Annotated in this window: 12 protein-coding genes; all 12 read right to left on the bottom strand. The window is 38.6% G+C overall.

Features of this window, described 5'->3' with window-relative positions:
* Positions 1 to 228 precede the first annotated feature (228 nt).
* Positions 229 to 1,713: an aspartyl protease family protein gene (locus C3K47_RS10720; protein WP_103789139.1), complete on the bottom strand. Its 1,485-nt coding sequence runs from the start codon at positions 1,711 to 1,713 to the stop codon at positions 229 to 231.
* Positions 1,714 to 1,769: 56 nt separating this feature from the next.
* Positions 1,770 to 3,119, bottom strand: coding sequence for a TlpA family protein disulfide reductase (locus C3K47_RS10715; protein WP_103789138.1), 1,350 nt, complete (start codon positions 3,117 to 3,119; stop codon positions 1,770 to 1,772).
* Positions 3,120 to 3,139: 20 nt separating this feature from the next.
* Positions 3,140 to 4,573, bottom strand: a complete 1,434-nt coding sequence (locus tag C3K47_RS10710) for a TlpA family protein disulfide reductase (protein WP_165784676.1) — start codon at positions 4,571 to 4,573, stop codon at positions 3,140 to 3,142.
* Between the two features lie 156 nt (positions 4,574 to 4,729).
* Positions 4,730 to 6,199: a PKD-like family lipoprotein gene (locus C3K47_RS10705; RefSeq protein WP_103789136.1), complete on the bottom strand. Its 1,470-nt coding sequence runs from the start codon at positions 6,197 to 6,199 to the stop codon at positions 4,730 to 4,732.
* Positions 6,200 to 6,215: 16 nt separating this feature from the next.
* On the bottom strand, positions 6,216 to 6,989 hold the full coding sequence (locus C3K47_RS10700; RefSeq protein ID WP_103789135.1) for a DUF4843 domain-containing protein: 774 nt from the start codon (positions 6,987 to 6,989) through the stop codon (positions 6,216 to 6,218).
* Positions 6,990 to 7,003: 14 nt separating this feature from the next.
* On the bottom strand, positions 7,004 to 8,443 hold the full coding sequence (locus tag C3K47_RS10695) for a RagB/SusD family nutrient uptake outer membrane protein (RefSeq protein WP_103789134.1): 1,440 nt from the start codon (positions 8,441 to 8,443) through the stop codon (positions 7,004 to 7,006).
* 17 nt (positions 8,444 to 8,460) lie between these two features.
* On the bottom strand, positions 8,461 to 11,832 hold the full coding sequence (locus C3K47_RS10690) for a SusC/RagA family TonB-linked outer membrane protein (RefSeq protein ID WP_103789133.1): 3,372 nt from the start codon (positions 11,830 to 11,832) through the stop codon (positions 8,461 to 8,463).
* A 112-nt stretch (positions 11,833 to 11,944) separates the two neighbouring features.
* Positions 11,945 to 13,087, bottom strand: a complete 1,143-nt coding sequence (locus tag C3K47_RS10685) for a FecR family protein (protein WP_103789132.1) — start codon at positions 13,085 to 13,087, stop codon at positions 11,945 to 11,947.
* 65 nt (positions 13,088 to 13,152) lie between these two features.
* A complete protein-coding gene (locus tag C3K47_RS10680) occupies positions 13,153 to 13,719 on the bottom strand; it encodes an RNA polymerase sigma factor (RefSeq protein WP_103789131.1) in 567 nt (188 codons plus the stop codon).
* Between the two features lie 401 nt (positions 13,720 to 14,120).
* Positions 14,121 to 15,164 (bottom strand): class 1 fructose-bisphosphatase, encoded by a 1,044-nt coding sequence (fbp, locus tag C3K47_RS10675; RefSeq protein WP_103789130.1) that lies wholly within the window; start codon positions 15,162 to 15,164, stop codon positions 14,121 to 14,123.
* 222 nt (positions 15,165 to 15,386) lie between these two features.
* The gene (locus C3K47_RS10670; protein WP_103789129.1) at positions 15,387 to 15,881 is read right to left on the bottom strand and encodes a metallophosphoesterase family protein; all 495 of its coding nucleotides are present in this window, start codon (positions 15,879 to 15,881) and stop codon (positions 15,387 to 15,389) included.
* A gap of 65 nt (positions 15,882 to 15,946) precedes the next feature.
* Positions 15,947 to 16,651, bottom strand: a complete 705-nt coding sequence (locus C3K47_RS10665; RefSeq protein WP_103789128.1) for a tRNA1(Val) (adenine(37)-N6)-methyltransferase — start codon at positions 16,649 to 16,651, stop codon at positions 15,947 to 15,949.
* Positions 16,652 to 16,691: the final 40 nt, after the last annotated feature.

Raw genomic sequence — 16,691 nt, 5'->3', positions numbered from 1 at the left:
CACAACATGGTTGCCTTGTTTTCTTTCATACAATGACATGTCGCACGCAGTGCAAAAAAGGGTGATTGGTTTTTTAAAAAAAACGAAATAATATTTTAATGGCCGCCACGTAAGAAAAATATTAACTCGGAAAGCAATATGTTTGACGAAACCTCTGCCGCATAAAGCGACTGTTTCTCCATAGAAACGGCCGTTTTTTTTATGCGCTGCAAAAATGCCTACTACTCATTAAGCTGAAATAGTTACTACCTGCCCATCCCTCAACACTTTAAATGAAAGTTTGGAGCCCGAGGGCATTGCTTGAAGTTTCAGAATTCGTGCAGGATCTTTCTTTAATGTTTCCGATTCAATATCATTAATAGATAAAACCACATCTCCTTGCTTGAATAGCTGTTCTGCTGTAATGTCAACTAGCACAGCCAGCTGCCCTCTTTCGTTGAAGCTGAACATTTTATCGCCAAGCATAAAATCAATCGGGGTATTAAATCGTTGGTTAGGGGTTAAATGAATGGTTTTCTCAGCAAGGTTAATCGTAAAATTAAAGCGACTGATGGTTTTTACTCCAAATGAACCATCTTCAATTGTGGCCCTCTCATCACCCTCACGATATTTTTTTAACGTTCCCGGTACATTGCGAAGGTCAATTGCGCCTACCGTCATTTTTTCAAAATTTCCGGTAAAGGTGGGCGATGACACACCCATACTTACCGTTGTAGAGCTGAAATAAGGCTTGAACCCACTGCTTAAAAGCTCATTTCTTTTCACGAAATCGCCAAAGCCTATCACATAATAGCCTGCACCAGTATCGAAAATAAAATTACCGGTTACTTCTTTTTGGCCCACTTTTAAATTAAGGGGAAGTTCAAGAATACCTTTGCCGTTCTTAATGCTCAAGGTGGTTCCCCCCTTGTCTTCTTCATTATAATTACCCATGCTGTAGAGCTGCATGATCATTTTATCGAAATCAACTTTTACGATATATTGGTAAGCCAAATTTATCCCAATGATTCCAGCGGTACCTTCACGCACGTGCTCAAAAATCGCCACGCTTTGGTTATTCACAGCAAACTTGTCGAAATGGATGGTATTGCCGGTTGAAACCTGAATTTGCATATTACCGCCAACAACCGAAGTATTTTGCTCCCGTGCTACTCTCAGTCCTAAACTGTCAGCCAGAGATTTTCGCATTGCCATCCCATCAGCACCTGTATCAAACAAAAAACGCAAAGGCTTCTGGCTATCGTTAATAGTAGCTATTAAGTATATAGAGCCATCTTTAACCTCTATGGGTATGGTGGCTTGTAAGGTAGAAACCTTATAACGGTTTAAACCGCACAATTGATCAAATAGATCAACGTATAACAACTTATGGCTATCATTTAACCAGGCACGGGTAGTGATTGCCGGTTCTCCATGGGGATAGACAATAAACAGCACTGAGTTTTTCCCAGAAACCCTTTCTACTGCTTTCAATTTCATTGAATCAACCGCAAAATGGCTTACTATATTTTGCAACATATATTTTGCAATCGGGCTGTTATAAACACCTACTGAAAAATCATTGCTAAGAACAGGCTCCAATAAGCCTACACTTTTAGCCATAAATGCTTGTTGAAGCTTCAAGAAAACTGAATCAGATTTCACAGTTTGTGCATGGAGAGGGCCAATAACGGCCCATATACCCAAGAACAACAAATAAACTATTTTACGCATTTGAATATTTTCTTTTCGAAATCAGAACTTAGATTAATTATCCTTTGTTAACAGGTCTATTTTTTAAGTTCTTCCAGAAGTAATTGCTTTAAATCAGGAGAAGAAGGACGCGGCGCATTCATTTGAACCATATTTCCTTTCTTATCAATGACCACAAAACGTGGAATCGTAGTGATCATATAATCTTTCGCGAATTGGGTATCATTTGCCGAAAAGAGTTGATTACCGCCCGCCTGATTATCGGCAATAGCTTTTAACCACTTATCCTTGTCTGTCAGCTTATCAATACTAACACTCATGAATACCACATCCTTACCATGCATCTCTTTTTCAAGTGCATTTAAATACGGAATCTCTTGTTTACAAGGTCCACACCATGAGGCCCAAATATCCATTAACACTACTTTTCCGGTAAAATCACTTAATGAAACCATTTTCCCGTTTAGATCAGGGTAGGTAAAGCCTGGTGCTTTAAATTTGGCTTTCGTTATAAGCAGCTTTTTATCAAGGTCCTCAACAATCCTTTTGTGATTTGGAGCTTGTAAGTACTGTCCGTATTTGGCCTTCATGTCTTCAAACTGTTCATAGGTTTTCATGCCCTTATATTCGGCCAAAACCATCTCAGCTTTTTGACGATTGGTTGTTAAATACTGAAGCCTTTCATCAAAAGTTGGTTGCTTATCAAACCCATTTGCAAAGTAAGGATAGATTTTCATCAGCATTTTCCCATTTCCCATTAAAAAGATATCATCATTGGAAAATTTATCTTTTACAACTATTTGCTTGTAGTAAGCAGAAAGTCCCTCTCTGCTTGGCATTTCCTTTTGGTTCGCTAAATAATATAGCGCACAGAGGTCCAGATCATAGGTGGTAAGTTTCTTCATTAACCCATTGAACGTTGCATTCTTGGTGTTTATGCCTTTTTTAAAGGTTTCGGTTTGATCAGCTACCTGGGCAAGGCATTTCGAAAAATCGTTCATGTTTCCCTGGTATCCCTCAGCACTAATTGATCTGGCCTTTAATTCTTCGGTCATTTTTGACCATGAAGCCAGCACCTGATTTTCAGGAGTATTCTTACCTGCTAATTCAACCTTATTTTTATCATCAATTTTTACCTCTACGTGATCTCCCTGCTTTAAATAAATAGGGAATTGACGACCCTGATCTTTTGTCTGTATTGCATAGAAACCTTCTTGCGATGGTTGTACTAAAAAAGCGAATGAACCATCTGCATTTAATCCGGTAGTAGCAAAAACCTCATACTGGCCATTTACCACTTTTACGAGCGATACCCCAGCTGCCTTGTCTTTGTTATTTGAACTCACTACTCCCTGTATTTCACTTAGTTGAGCAAAGGCACAAACGTTTGAAAGTAATAATGAGCCTATTAAGAATTGTTTTTTCATTTTCTGATACGTTTAGAACCCTAGTTTTTAAGTGCAGTCACAACCATTTCCTTCAATCTTGGATCGGAAGGAGTCGGGGCATCATCTGATACGATATTTCCCTTCTTGTCAATCACCAGGAATCGCGGTATTGAATTTATTTTATAATCCTGGCTGATTTTGGTACCCTGTCCGGCCAGCAGTTGAACCCCGCTCATCTCCATCTCTTCTACCATTTTCAACCATTTGTCCTTATCTTCTAGTTTATCAGTTGAAACGCTCATAAAAACGACATCCTTGCCATGCAGTTCTTTTTCCAAATTTTTCAAATAAGGAATTTCCTTTTTACAAGGGCCGCACCAGGTTGCCCAAACGTCAACCACTACCACTTTGCCAAGGCAATCGCTTAATGAAACCATTTTTCCATCCTTATCAGGATAAGTAAAATCATGCGCTTTAAATCCTTTATTAGGTACTTTTAATTTCGGACGAAACTCTTCAATACGCTTTTTTTGGCTGGCCGTCTGCAAATAATTACCATACTTACTTACCATGTCATCCAGCTCATCGGTATATTTAAAAAAAGGAACTTTCTCTCTTAAAATAAATTCGCCCTTTTGCAGATCAGTGCTTAATAAGGCCAGCTTATCTTCCAAAGACGCACTTGGCTTGCTGTTGAGTGTGGCATATGCAGCATATAATTGCATTAAGCTTGCTCCATAAGGCAATGAAAGAATATCGTTGTTTGGAAATTTATTCTTAATAACTATCCCATTATAGTAAGCGAGCATATCTTCCTTTTTCGGATGCTCCATTCGAGGTGTAAAAATAAATCGAAGAGCAAAATTATCCAGGTCGTAATAGGTCAGCTCTTTCATTAAGGTATTAAAGGCGACGTTCTTTGTATTGATGGTTTTTCTGAATGCTTCAGCTTTAGGTAGTACTGTTTCAAAAACTGGGAAGAAATCACGATAGTTTTTTCCCGAAAAAGAGGTCCAGTATACTGCCATGTTTTTAACCTCTTCGGTTAAATTGCCCCATGAGACCAACACCTGGTTTTCAGGCGTATTTTTTCCAACCATATCAACATGAAATTTATTCATGTTAATGGAAACCTCGGCATTATCACCAGGCTTCAAATACAAGAGAAACTGGCCTTTGTCCCAGTCCCTGCCACCATACCCAATTGCATAAAATCCTTCATAAGATGGCTTAAACTTAAAGGCAAAGCTGCCATCTTCATTCAGTTGAGTGGTAGCTGCAACTTTAAATTCACCGTCCTCCAACTTTAAAAGCGAAATATCTTTAACGATATAAAAAGGGTTATCATTTTCCGCAACCGGTGTATTTATCTTAAAGAGTGACTTTTCGCCCTCTTTTGTTTCCGCTTTAATGACACCCTTCACGACACTCACCTGTGCAAATGCACTGAAGCTCGCAAGCAAAAGGGCAACTGCTAAAATTTTTTTCTTCATTTGGTTTAAAAAATTGGTAATTCTTTTAGGCATTAGCCATCCCATTCTACTATTTTTTTAGCAGGCGAAATACGCTATCCTATTTTATTTGATTATGATAACCGGCAGCAGGAAAGCTGCCGGCTTCTATTTAAAAGGTGCTTGAATAATTAAACACTACTTAACAAAATATACGTCCCCTACTGAACCTGTACCTTCAAGGATGAATCTAGGACTAGGCTTTAAGTCACCGGACGATTTCTCAAACATGCGTACTTTATAATTGCCCCCTACCTTGGTGCCAATCATTACATAATTGTAAGCGTACTGCTCATCTTCTGATTTGCGATGTTTGATAAATGTGATCTCCTCACCGGCAGGAAGGATGAACTGCCTTGTTTCTTGTTTGTTTGACAAGTTACGAGACCAAACCTCATTGCCATTGGCAAAGTAAACCATGTTTTCATCTCCTGCTTGCAAAATGGCAATATTGGAGGCATTGAAAAATTTATCCGTGGCTTTAACCGTATCATTCACCATTTGAAATGAGCTGCTACTTAATGTTAAGTTGGATAAAATTTTCAGGTTAGCATCTGTCTTATCCTGAAAATAGGCATATAGTCCATCCATAAATAACAATTTCTTGTTATTGTTTTTAGCTGACATAGCCGTTTGTGGCTTACCATTCTTGTCCTTTTCAATATCAGTCACTGCTGTTAAGGCAGTTTCCGTAGCATCGCCTCCTATAAAAAACGAACTGTTCATGTCGTCAAAGAAATAAGGGACCTTTAAGTAATCATCTACCGTAAAGTACTTTGACATTTTATAGGGCGCATTATTATCTATTAATTTTCGTGCACTAAACAAACCTCCGCCCAAAATTTGCGCCGAAAAACCATGAAGCTGACCATTATTTAGTAAAAAATAATTAGGACCAGTATTCATTAAAAAGCCGGGAGCTTTAACACTTGGCGCTTCAAAAAATAGTCCGCCTAAGTTTCTAAACTCCTTAAAAGTATAAATACTAAGTGCTGAAAGATCCTTATCAGTTCCGGCAAACAATGTTTTAGTACCCGTTAAATAATCGGTTGAATAAGCCAAAAATGAAGCTTTACCCTCCAATTTTTTTCCATTGTAGCTGCTATATATATTTTCAAGCTTACTGGCAGGTATTATGGAAGTAGGGGTCTTAAATAAATCGATATCGCTTTGGCTGCCGTCATCTTTTAAAACATACCATCCTCCAGCTGAGGGAGTAGTGACCTTTAAAGGCATTTGCCAGTATTGTGCGAATCCCGTTTGTTTATTTTTTGCACAAAACACGAGTTTCCATTCGTCATATGGCCTTTGTGTCACCAGGTAATCCAAGTTTTGGGTTTTAGAGATGGTGTCCATCTTTGGGATGTTTAATCCGTGATAATTGCCATCATAAATTCCCCAAAAACACTCAAAATTTCCATTCCCTTCAGAAGAACTTAGGGAGGGGTCAATCATAAGCCTTTCGGCTGCAGGAATACTGTATGCTTTCTGCAACCCTTCTACGCTAATAACTTCTTTGGGCTTAAAGTCATAATTACCTAAATCTTTGGAACAGCTTAATGCCAATAAGGCTACTGCCGCCCATGCTATAGTATATATTTTTTTCATTGATGAAATCCGCTAATTATGGAAAAATAACAAATACCCCGTTCTCGTCCTTTAATTTATCTAATGGATGAGCATTATTATAATCAACCCAAGCCGCTTTGGTTATATTAACCCAATTGAAGAGTTGTCCAGGATCTTCTTCTAATATCTTAATCATCCAATCTTCACTCCATAACTGACCGGTATGATCGATCAGGAATTGGTGTTTTACCCGGCTATAATCCCCCAAAAGATCTTTGTAGATCTTTAGATCCCATTGAGCATTACGGCCTAGACGATCTGATAAAATGAGTTTACGCCACAAGTTGGACGCTTCACCCAGTTTAAAGTTTGCATTCTCCTGCACCTGGAATTTTAAGACTACCTCCATGTTTTTTAAAGAAGCGTCGCGATACACTATAATGGGAACCCTGGCATGTACCTGGCCGGCCTTTACGAAGTACTTATTTTTCATTAACTCATTATCAAAGGCCCTGTAATGTTGGCCGGCAACCGCATTATTAGCTCCGTCAACTTTTACCTGCTTCAGCGTAAAGATCCTGTCTTGATCAGACACCCCTCCGCTAGCATAGAGATCAAAATAAACCGTGTCGCTGGCTTTATTTCCTATGTAAACAAAATTGTAGTTCTTTAAGGTGTCGGCAAGATTAGCATTGGGGGTATAAAACTGACTCTGCTGCGGACCAAATTGCACCCGGGCCACATCAGTGAACGGAAATTTTTCTTTTTCGCAAGAAACTAAGACGCTTGACACCAAAGCAACTGCTATTAAACGTTTAATACTCTTCATCTTCGTTGATTCTATTATCGGTCAAGGTTAACGGTTTCGGTTTTAGGCATGGGCAATAGATAATTTACGATAGCATCAGCTGACGCAAACTTTATCATCGATATAGGCGCGTTTACGCGTTTGTATGCGAAAAAGGCCTGCCCTTCACCATATAATTCTTTACGATATTCCTGAATAACTTCGTCTTGTAGAAGTTTGGCATCGGCTGGAAGTGCGAGGGGGCCAATATTTCTGGCAGTACGAAACTTATCCCAAAGTTGTTGCGCCTCTGCCTGCGGACCCGTTTCAACAGCAATTAAATACATTTCACTGATTCGCAATAATGGAATTTGTTTCAAAGTAGATGCCTCTGCCGTCACCCAATATTTATACAGAGTTGTTTTATTATTTTTCGTTCTCCAAAGAATATTTTTCTCCCCACGAATATCCTTTCCAGTTTCTCCATATAGAGATGCAGTGAAAAGAGCAGCGTCTTTTTCTCTTCTTTTCAAGATATTCAGTACAGCATCATTCCTTCTGAAAAGTCCGTTATCAAACAAACCAAAAATATGTTCGCAGGTTAAAACGTAATCCGCAGCTGGATCGAAATCGGCCTTAGTTCCTAAATGGAATTTTTCAGTACCGTTATTGTTTTTGGCATCAATAACTATCCGGGCGCACTCATAGGCTTTTTCTTTATTGCCAAACCACAAATAGGCGCGGGCCTGAAGCGCTTTAACAGCATAATAATTCATACGCAGATAGCGATAGGCTAAAAAGTAGTCGGAAGGATAAAAAGCTTTGGCCGGCCCCGGATCTTTAAGCTCTGCCAACGAATAATTAAGAATAGGATCTACATTTTGAGCCAATGCCGCTGCGTCATCCAAATCTTTTAATAACTTTTCCTGGTAAACTGAAAAAGATACTCCGGCATTAGGTGTAATGTTAAAATGAGTAACATATGGAAGCTTATTGCCTACAGTTGGATTGGTCGGTATCGGACCAAATAAACGCAATAGGTCTAAATGGCAATACGCTCTTAGTGCCAGGCATTCTGACTTGATCGTTTCATACATGCCTGGTTGAAACACGTCCTTTTTCTCATCAATATGATCAAGAATGGCATTTATGTTGGCAATAACTTTATACTCTGCTCCAAAAATGCCTTCAAAAGTGTTTTGTACCCCCGCATCCGTATAATTAAACGAATTCAGGTTTGATCCTACTGAACTTACGTCGGTCTCCCAACTGGAAACAAGATGTTCCATGGTGGTCATGGTCATGTTTTCCCCGTAAAGTTGATTAGATTTCATTTGCATGTAAATACCGGTAAGAGCATCCTTAAATCCGGTTTCGGATTCATAGAGGGCTGGTTGAGCCACAGTGGTTAGTGGTTCCACGGTTAAATAGTCCTTGCAGGAAGAAACCGATAAAACACCCAACAATACCAGCGTTATGTATTTAATTTTTTTCATTTCTAAGATCTTGATAATTAGAATGTTGTATTAAGGCTGAATGAAAAATTTCTGGAGAAAGGATAGTTTGTACCTCGCTCTTGTTTTACGGTTGAAATATAGAATGGATCAGACCAACTTGCCGATACAGACATTCTTCTAACCCCTAAACGCTTTTGTAAATAGTCTGACCTGATATCATACGCCAAATTGATGTTCTGACAGTTAATGGTGGTCTCATTCTCTACAAAGCGTGAAGTTTTACCGGTTTCAGTTGTCACCATTAATCCTTTAAACTCAACAATATCCCCTGGATTCTGCCAACGGTCGTTATACACACGGGCATCTACGTTATATTTAAAATCGGCGTTTTCTACCCTGTTAATTAACGTTTCGTTATATAACTGGCCTCCGGTACGATATCCAAAGGAAATATTAAAGGTTATTTTCTTGTATCTAACCATTGAGCTTATATTTCCCAGAACATCAGGATCGGTTGAGCCGTAAGCCACCATATCAGCTCCGTTCCAGGTGTAAGTGGCGCTCCCATCGGCAGTTCTGTACATTTCTTTTCCTGTACTTGGATCAATCCCTAAGGATGGTACCACGTAAATGGTAGAAATTGATTGACCTTCTCGGTATAAGGTATTAGGAGTAGCGGTTTTATTTCGCACCAACGCATTTTGTGCGTTTTTTAAGGCTTCAGAGATTTTCGTGATCTTATTGCTGTTGTGCATAGCACCTACCGTTAAATTCCAGTATAACTGGCGGCGGGTGTCACGGACCATAGTCCCTGTAACCCTAACCTCATAACCTTTATTCAGCATATTGCCCATATTTTCAGCATAGCTTGTATAGCCACTCGAAGCAGGAAGGTTTACAGATGACATCAGATCTTTGGTTAGTTTCTGGTAATAGTCCGCATTAATTTTTAAACGGCTATTTAGGAATTCTGCATCTATACCAATGTCAGACTGCAGTGTCGATTGCCATTTTAAATTTTCGTTACCCAAAGAAAGCAGGTTAGCTCCGGTCCAATTGTAATAACGGTCCCCCATATCATATTGGTAAGCACTCATGGCCAGATTACCTGATGAAAATTGAGCGCCGGTAACACCTACGGATCCACGCAATTTAAGTCGGTTTACGATCGACTGGTCTTGAAAAAAGGCTTCTCTATCAATATTCCAACCTCCGCCCACTGACCAAAAAGGAGCAAATTTTTTCTGATCACCTAATTGAGAAGATCCATCCAGGCGATAGGAGCCTTCAACCATATAGCGATTGTCGTAGATGTAATTCAAATTGCCCACCACACCAATTGTCCTGGCTGTATTTTCAGATCCGGAAGGCTTACCATTTGCCGGATATTGCAAACCCATAGAGAGGAAGTTAAATTTTGGATTGCTGAATCCTTCCGCTGTAAAGCCGTAACTCCAGTTTGAATTTGAACTAATGCTATAATCTAATCCGGCGAAAACGGTATGCTTTGAAACAAAGGTTTTAGTAAAAGCTAAATTGAGCGACGCATCATAGTTAATGTTTTTACCAGTTCCATACTGATAATCACCCTTTCTAAACACATTCTCAGGACCATAATCATCAAAAGCAGTATGATCAGCAGGCCGGTATATATCACTTTGATTCGTGCCTTTGGAAATGCCTAAACGGCCCCTCATAACCAATTCATTAAGCACCTGCCATTCAAGGCTTGTATTGTTTGTAAGACCTGTGTTTTCTCTTTTATTAAAGGTATTTAGCGAGGCGTTATACAAAGGATTCACTGGCAATTTACTCCAACGACCGAAGTAACTACCATCACCAGGATCTCCCAAATATTTTAATACCTTCCCTTTTTCATCAAAGGCTCTCCAATAAGGGTTTTGTTTCACGTATTCATTGAAGCTTCCATAAGGTGAATCTTGTGAATAACCTTGAGAATACGATGCATTATTGCTGAATTTAAATTTTTTAAAAGTGTAAGAAAGGTTGATCGATGCAGAATAGGTTTTGCGGCCCGACTCTTTCATTGCCCCCTGAATATCATTCAAGGACACATTGGCCGAATAACGAAACGACTGGTCACCCCCTCCCAAATTAAGGCTATGTTGCTGCCCTACTCCAGTACGAATAGGCTGAGACAACCAATAGGTGTTCACCCCCCTGTTTACCTCATTTAGTAAATAATTATAATAGTTGTTCCTTGTGAGTTGATCATCAACGCGGGCAGCACTGTAAAGCCCTGCTTTTTGCTCCAGATCCAGCTTTTGTCTGGCATCTAAAAGATTATAGGCGCTTAAGTCAGCCGCTTCCAAACTTACGCTAGTGCGGAAACCTACTTCAAGTTTTCCGGCTTTAGGCGCTTTAAGAGTAATGGCTATTACACCATTTGCCGCTTTAGAGCCATAAATAGCGGTTGCCGAAGCATCCTTCAAAATCGTAATGGTTTCTACCTGATCCACGTTCAAATCATACAGTTTTTGCATGGTTGATGGAAAGCCGTCAAGGATAACATATGGAGCGTTTAAGGCGCGCACTTGATCATCATATCCCACCTGATTTACATTTGGCAGGTTGGAAGCTCCACGGATGGTAACATCCGGTATCGAGTTCGGGTTAGAACCAGCCTGGTTATTAACCAACACGTTAAAAGATGGATCAATATTACGGATGGCTGCAATAAGATTTCGGTTGCTGGCCGTTTCCAGTTCTTTAGCGGTAATGGTTGTAGCGGCACCTGTATAACTTTGAGTAGCCTTTTTGAACATACCGGTAGCAACCACTACTTCTTTAAGGCCATTGCTAGTCACATTCAACGAGATTTTGAAGCTGGTTTTTCCTGCTACCTGAACTTTTTGCGGAGCCATGCCCAGAGAACTAACCGTTATGCTGCCATTATCTTCCACATTCAATTGAAACTGGCCCTTTTCGTTGGTCATTGTACCATTATTGGTTCCTGTTTCAACCACACTCGCCCCTGGCAATGGTGCATTAGTTTCATCGGTCACTACACCGCTAATTGCTATTTTTTTACGGGCAGGAGATAGTTTATATTCTTTCGAATTTTTTAATCTGATAATAACAGACCCCTGTTGTATTGAATATACTAGATCAGAGCCTTCAAGTATCTGATCCAACACTTTTTCAATCGGCTGATCTTTTACATTCAGCGTAATTTTAGGTAATGCATTTACTTCTTCATGATTATAAACGAAGTAAACTTTTGTCTGCTTTTTTAGTGTCTCAAAAACGGTTGAAACCTGAGCGTTTTTTACATTCAAGCTCACTTTAGGCGCCGATTGGGCCATTACATTTATGGATAAGGTCAAAAGCAAAATGGCGGTTAACCCTTTTTTTCTTAACCCTTTCAGGCTTTTGATTGGTATAAATCTTAAGTAATTTTTTTTCATTAGATTTGATTAGGTATTAGAAAAAACAGATAAATCCTTTCACTTTGTCCAGAAGCGATTGATTTATAAAACTTACCTGTCCGGGCGATGTTGCTGCATCGCCTGTTTTTTTTTAATTTCCGGTTGATTTTTCTACTACAATGCTCCTTTCTTTAATCGTGAACTTAAGTTTTGAGATATCTTGAATCATGTTTAGAACGTCTGTTACAGATGATGATTTTTTGACTATGCCTGAATAATGCCATTGCTTGATTTCTTCATCCTTGATCTGTATGTCGTAATCGTACAAGCGGCCAACTCTCTCCATAAATTCGGCAGTTGTTTCATTGTTAAACACAATTACTCCCTCTTTCCATGAAACAAAAGAATATACATCCACTTCCTGCTTTTGCAGTAGGCCGTTGTTTTTATTAAAGTTTGCCTGCTGACCCGGACTTAAAATCAAGTTATTGTCTGAACCTGCGCTAACCTTCACTTTTCCTTCCTCCAATGTGGTTTGAATCGTATTTGAATAGGCGTTAACGTTAAATGAAGTGCCCAAAACCTGCACGTTCATATTTCCATGATGCACAATGAATGGTTTTTTGGGATTTTTTGTCACTTTGAAATAAGCCTCTCCACTTTCTAAATAGATCTCACGGGTATCTGTTTTACTCAGATTGACTTGATACCTGATACGTGTATCAGCATTTACCCACACTTGGGTGCTATCTTCAAGTACTAACTTATAGTCAAAACCTTTGGGAACTACTAAGGTGTTAAACACCGGGGAATTTGCAATATTTTCTGTACTGGTATAATCAAGTGTACTGTCTTGATTAACAAGCCCTGAAAGCCCTGTTACATTTTTTGTCTGCCCCAGATCGACATTCGAACCATCCTGAAGTATTAAAGTCACTTTTTTCGGTTGGTAGGTATTCTGAGCTAATGCTATGTTAGTTTTTGAGGGATTGTATTTAAAAAAGAAAACTGACCCTATTAAAAGAGGGATAGCTAAAATGGCCGCGTATTTCAAGAATGGCTTTAACGTAATGATACGAGGAGCCCTGTGTTTATTTTGTGTTTGGAGCCAAGCAGCTTTCTCATCAATTTTATTTGCAAAAAGTGCTTTTAACCTGGTATCATTAAACCATTTCTTTTCCTTATTTAAAATCTCTGAATCGTTGGTAGGAAATAAATGCTCCTCAGATGATTGCTCCTCTAAGATATCATGAATCCATTTTTTGCTATTAAAATCGACTTGTTTTCTTTTCATATGCACACAAGTCGCTCGTAGTGCAAAAAAGGGTGATTGGATTTTTAAAAAAAACTAAAAAAATTTTATAGATCTTTCTTTTTGAAGAATAATATTAGGCCAACAATGGCACGAACAGAAAGTTCGGCGCGAAGTGTAGAGTACGCTTTTTTAATTTGAGTTTTTACAGTATTAATCGAAATATTGTTTTTTTCGGCTATTTCAGCATAACTGAGCCCTTCAATATTACTCATTAAAAATATTTTGAGCCTTTCAGTCGGTAAATTATTTAATGCAGCATTCAACCTGCCGAACATTTCTGTACGCTCGTTTTCATCTTCCATTAAACCATAGGGGTCAAATAGCGTTTCGGGTAAATCATCAACTAAAGAAGTTGTATTCTGGCGCTTTTGTCTTCGATGATAGGTAATGCAGAGGTATTTAATGGAACGGACAGCATATGCTTCAAAAGCGCTTTTCAAATGAATTTGCTCATGCTTGTTTAACAAATACACAAAAAACTCTTGCACAATATCTTGAGCCACATCAGCATCATGCACATAGCGAACTGCCACCATGCATAAATTTTTATAATTTGCCTGGAAGAGTTCCTCTATTTGATCCTTTGTAATACTCTGCTCTTCGTAGTTCATTTTCTGAAGCACTGTTTCAACGTCAAATGATCGACAAAAGCTTCAAATGAGGAAGTTGAGAGAAACGCTCTCTCCTGTTACACATATGCAAAAAACTATTTTCCAGACCTTTGGCAAGGTCCGGATTATCGACAAAATGATCGGCGATAAGATTTAGGATTTTAAAATTGCTATATAGGCATTCAAATTCTTTTGGGTTTTGAATGTCCTTCCTTCATTAAGCTTAGGTTAAATCATCTCAAAAATGTTTTATTTTTTAAGAAAATGAAATGATTTGAATCAGTTTAGTCCTACTATAACCAATATGTTACAGTCATGGTCTCGCAAAAGAAGAAAATGTGAGAAAAAAAACGAGCAAATTTTTTGCTCGTTTTTACAAATGAATCTTATTTAATTTCGAATTATTTAGCTTCAACAGCCTCTAGTGATTCTTCTAATTCAGCAGAATATTCGCTCATGAACTCTTCCGCTTTTTTTACCATATCTTCTGATCCGATAAAGATTGGCGTACGTTGATGAATTTCATGTACTTCCAGGTCCATTATACGTTTAAATCCGTTGGTTGCACGTCCTCCTGCTTGTTCAACAATAAAAGCTAATGGGTTGCATTCATACACCAAACGTAATTTTCCTTTCGGTGAACTTGCCGTGGTAGGATAAATGAAAATCCCTCCTTTGATCATATTCCTGTGTATATCAGCTACCATTGAACCAATATAACGTGAAGTATATGGCCTGTTGGTTTCTTTATCTTCCACCTGGCAGTATTTTAAGTACTTCTTCACTCCTTCCGGAAAGTGTACATAGTTACCTTCATTCAAAGAATACATTTTCCCTGATTTCGGAAACTGCATGTTTGGATGTGAGAAACAAAATTCACCGATGGATGGATCAAGCGTAAATCCGTTTACTCCATGACCGGTAGTATATACCAACATGGTTGAAGAACCATAAATTATATAACCGGCAGCAACCTGATCAACTCCTTTTTGCAAAACATCCTCTTTTGTACAAGGACCAGATTCTGTTTTACGACGATAAATTGAGAAGATTGTACCTACGGCAACATTTACATCAATATTTGAAGAACCGTCAAGGGGATCGATCGCTACTATGTATTTAGCGTTACGTGATACTTCGCTGTTTATTTGAATCACGTCTTCGTTTTCCTCTGATGCGATGAGGCAACATTCGCCGCCACTTTGTAAAGCAGAGATAAATTGGTCGTTAGCGTAAACATCCAGTTTTTTAACGGCTTCACCCTGTACATTCATCGTACCAGCTTCACCCAAAATGTCTACAAGTCCTGCTTTGTTTACTTCTCGATTAACGATCTTGGCAGCAATGCCAATGTCGCGTAGTAATCGGGAAAGCTCCCCCTTCGCATAAGGAAATTCAGCCTGGCGCTCAATAATGAACTGTCCAAGCGTCATTACTTTTGTCATAAAGTTTATTGATATGGTGCTACGAAATTAAGCCAAATTTTAGGTATAGGGAAATTGAAGAAAGGCCATAAATAGGCCTTAGTGTAGCAAATACACAGGTTTTTTATGAAAAAAAGCTAAACAATCAGACTAATTTATAATGAAATTGAAAATCATTATCTGAAAGTATAAAAACATGAGAAAAATTCAGGTTTTTTAAATTATTAAGCATTTTTAAGTTTTTTACCACTTTTTGAGTTCAATAACTTCCAAATCATGGATCTTTTTTCCGGTTATTGAAAAGCGGATCAACGTTCTTACCTGGTGAAACCCTTCTTTTCCATATGCCCCAGGGTTGATATGCAGAAAGCTGTATTGCTTGTCGTAAATAACTTTAAGTATATGCGAGTGGCCGCAAATAAATAAATCAACCGGTTCCTTTAATAATTCAGCTTTAAACTTTGGATTGTACTTACCCGGATAGCCTCCAATATGTGTCATCAGCACCTTCACTTCTTCGCAGGTAAAACGGTTTGTAAATGGCAATTCCAATTTGATCTCCTGCCCGTCAATGTTTCCCCAAACACCTTTAAGGGGTTTAAATTTCTTAAGCTTTTCTAATACCTCCACAGCCCCAACATCACCGGCATGCCATATTTCATCAACATCTTTAAAGTGTTCAAATAGAGCATCATCGATAAAACTGTGGGTGTCGGAAAGTAATCCTATTTTTTTCATTTGAGATTTTAGATATGAGACTTGAGATATGTGATGCGTGATTTTAGATTGGACATTGTTGCACTCTAAAAGATGGTTAGGAATTCTTTTGCTACTGCTTTGTATTGCTCCGAGTGTTTGCCTGGTGCGTCATAAATCACAAATTTCTCTAATTTCGGTTCCTTCATGGCTTTTGAGAATGAACGAATAATTCGCTTTACACCAGAATGATCAAATGAATGAATTTCAATGGTCTTGTAAGGGTAGAAGCCAGTTTTGAGCGCTTCGTTTGTAAAATGCTGCATTTCGTTCACGGGTAAAATAATCCAGCATAAACCATCCGCTGTTAGCAAGGATTCTATTTTTTTGCAAAGCTGAAGAAAGAATTCATCGTCAACATGCCTTGCTACTTCCTTCTTTTTTCCTTCGGATTTTAATGAATTGATAAAATAAGGAGGGTTCGAAACAATAACATCATATTGCTTATTTGTAGCAAGATCAAAAATGGAAGAATGAATGCATTGAAGCCTATTTCCCCAAGGTGAAATATCAAAATTGTTTTTAGCTTGATTAGCGGCTTCATCATCAATTTCAACGGCATCGATAGATGCATTTGATCGTTGGGCTAAAATCAACGCTATTAAGCCGGTTCCGGTTCCAATATCAAGAATCTGTTTCGCATTACCGATTTCTGTTAAAGTGCCTAAAAGTACACCATCAGTGCCCACTTTCATGGCACATTTGTCATGATAAACTTTAAACTGCTTAAACTGAAAATACTCTTTAGACATTGATGATTTAGAATTGTTGGTTATGGGTTACGGATTATTG

It is taken from the genome of Solitalea longa, assembly GCF_002920915.1.
Taxonomy (GTDB): domain Bacteria; phylum Bacteroidota; class Bacteroidia; order Sphingobacteriales; family Sphingobacteriaceae; genus Solitalea; species Solitalea longa.
The sequence above is the reverse complement of the archived record's forward strand: the minus strand, read 5'-3'. Positions and strand labels throughout refer to the sequence as shown.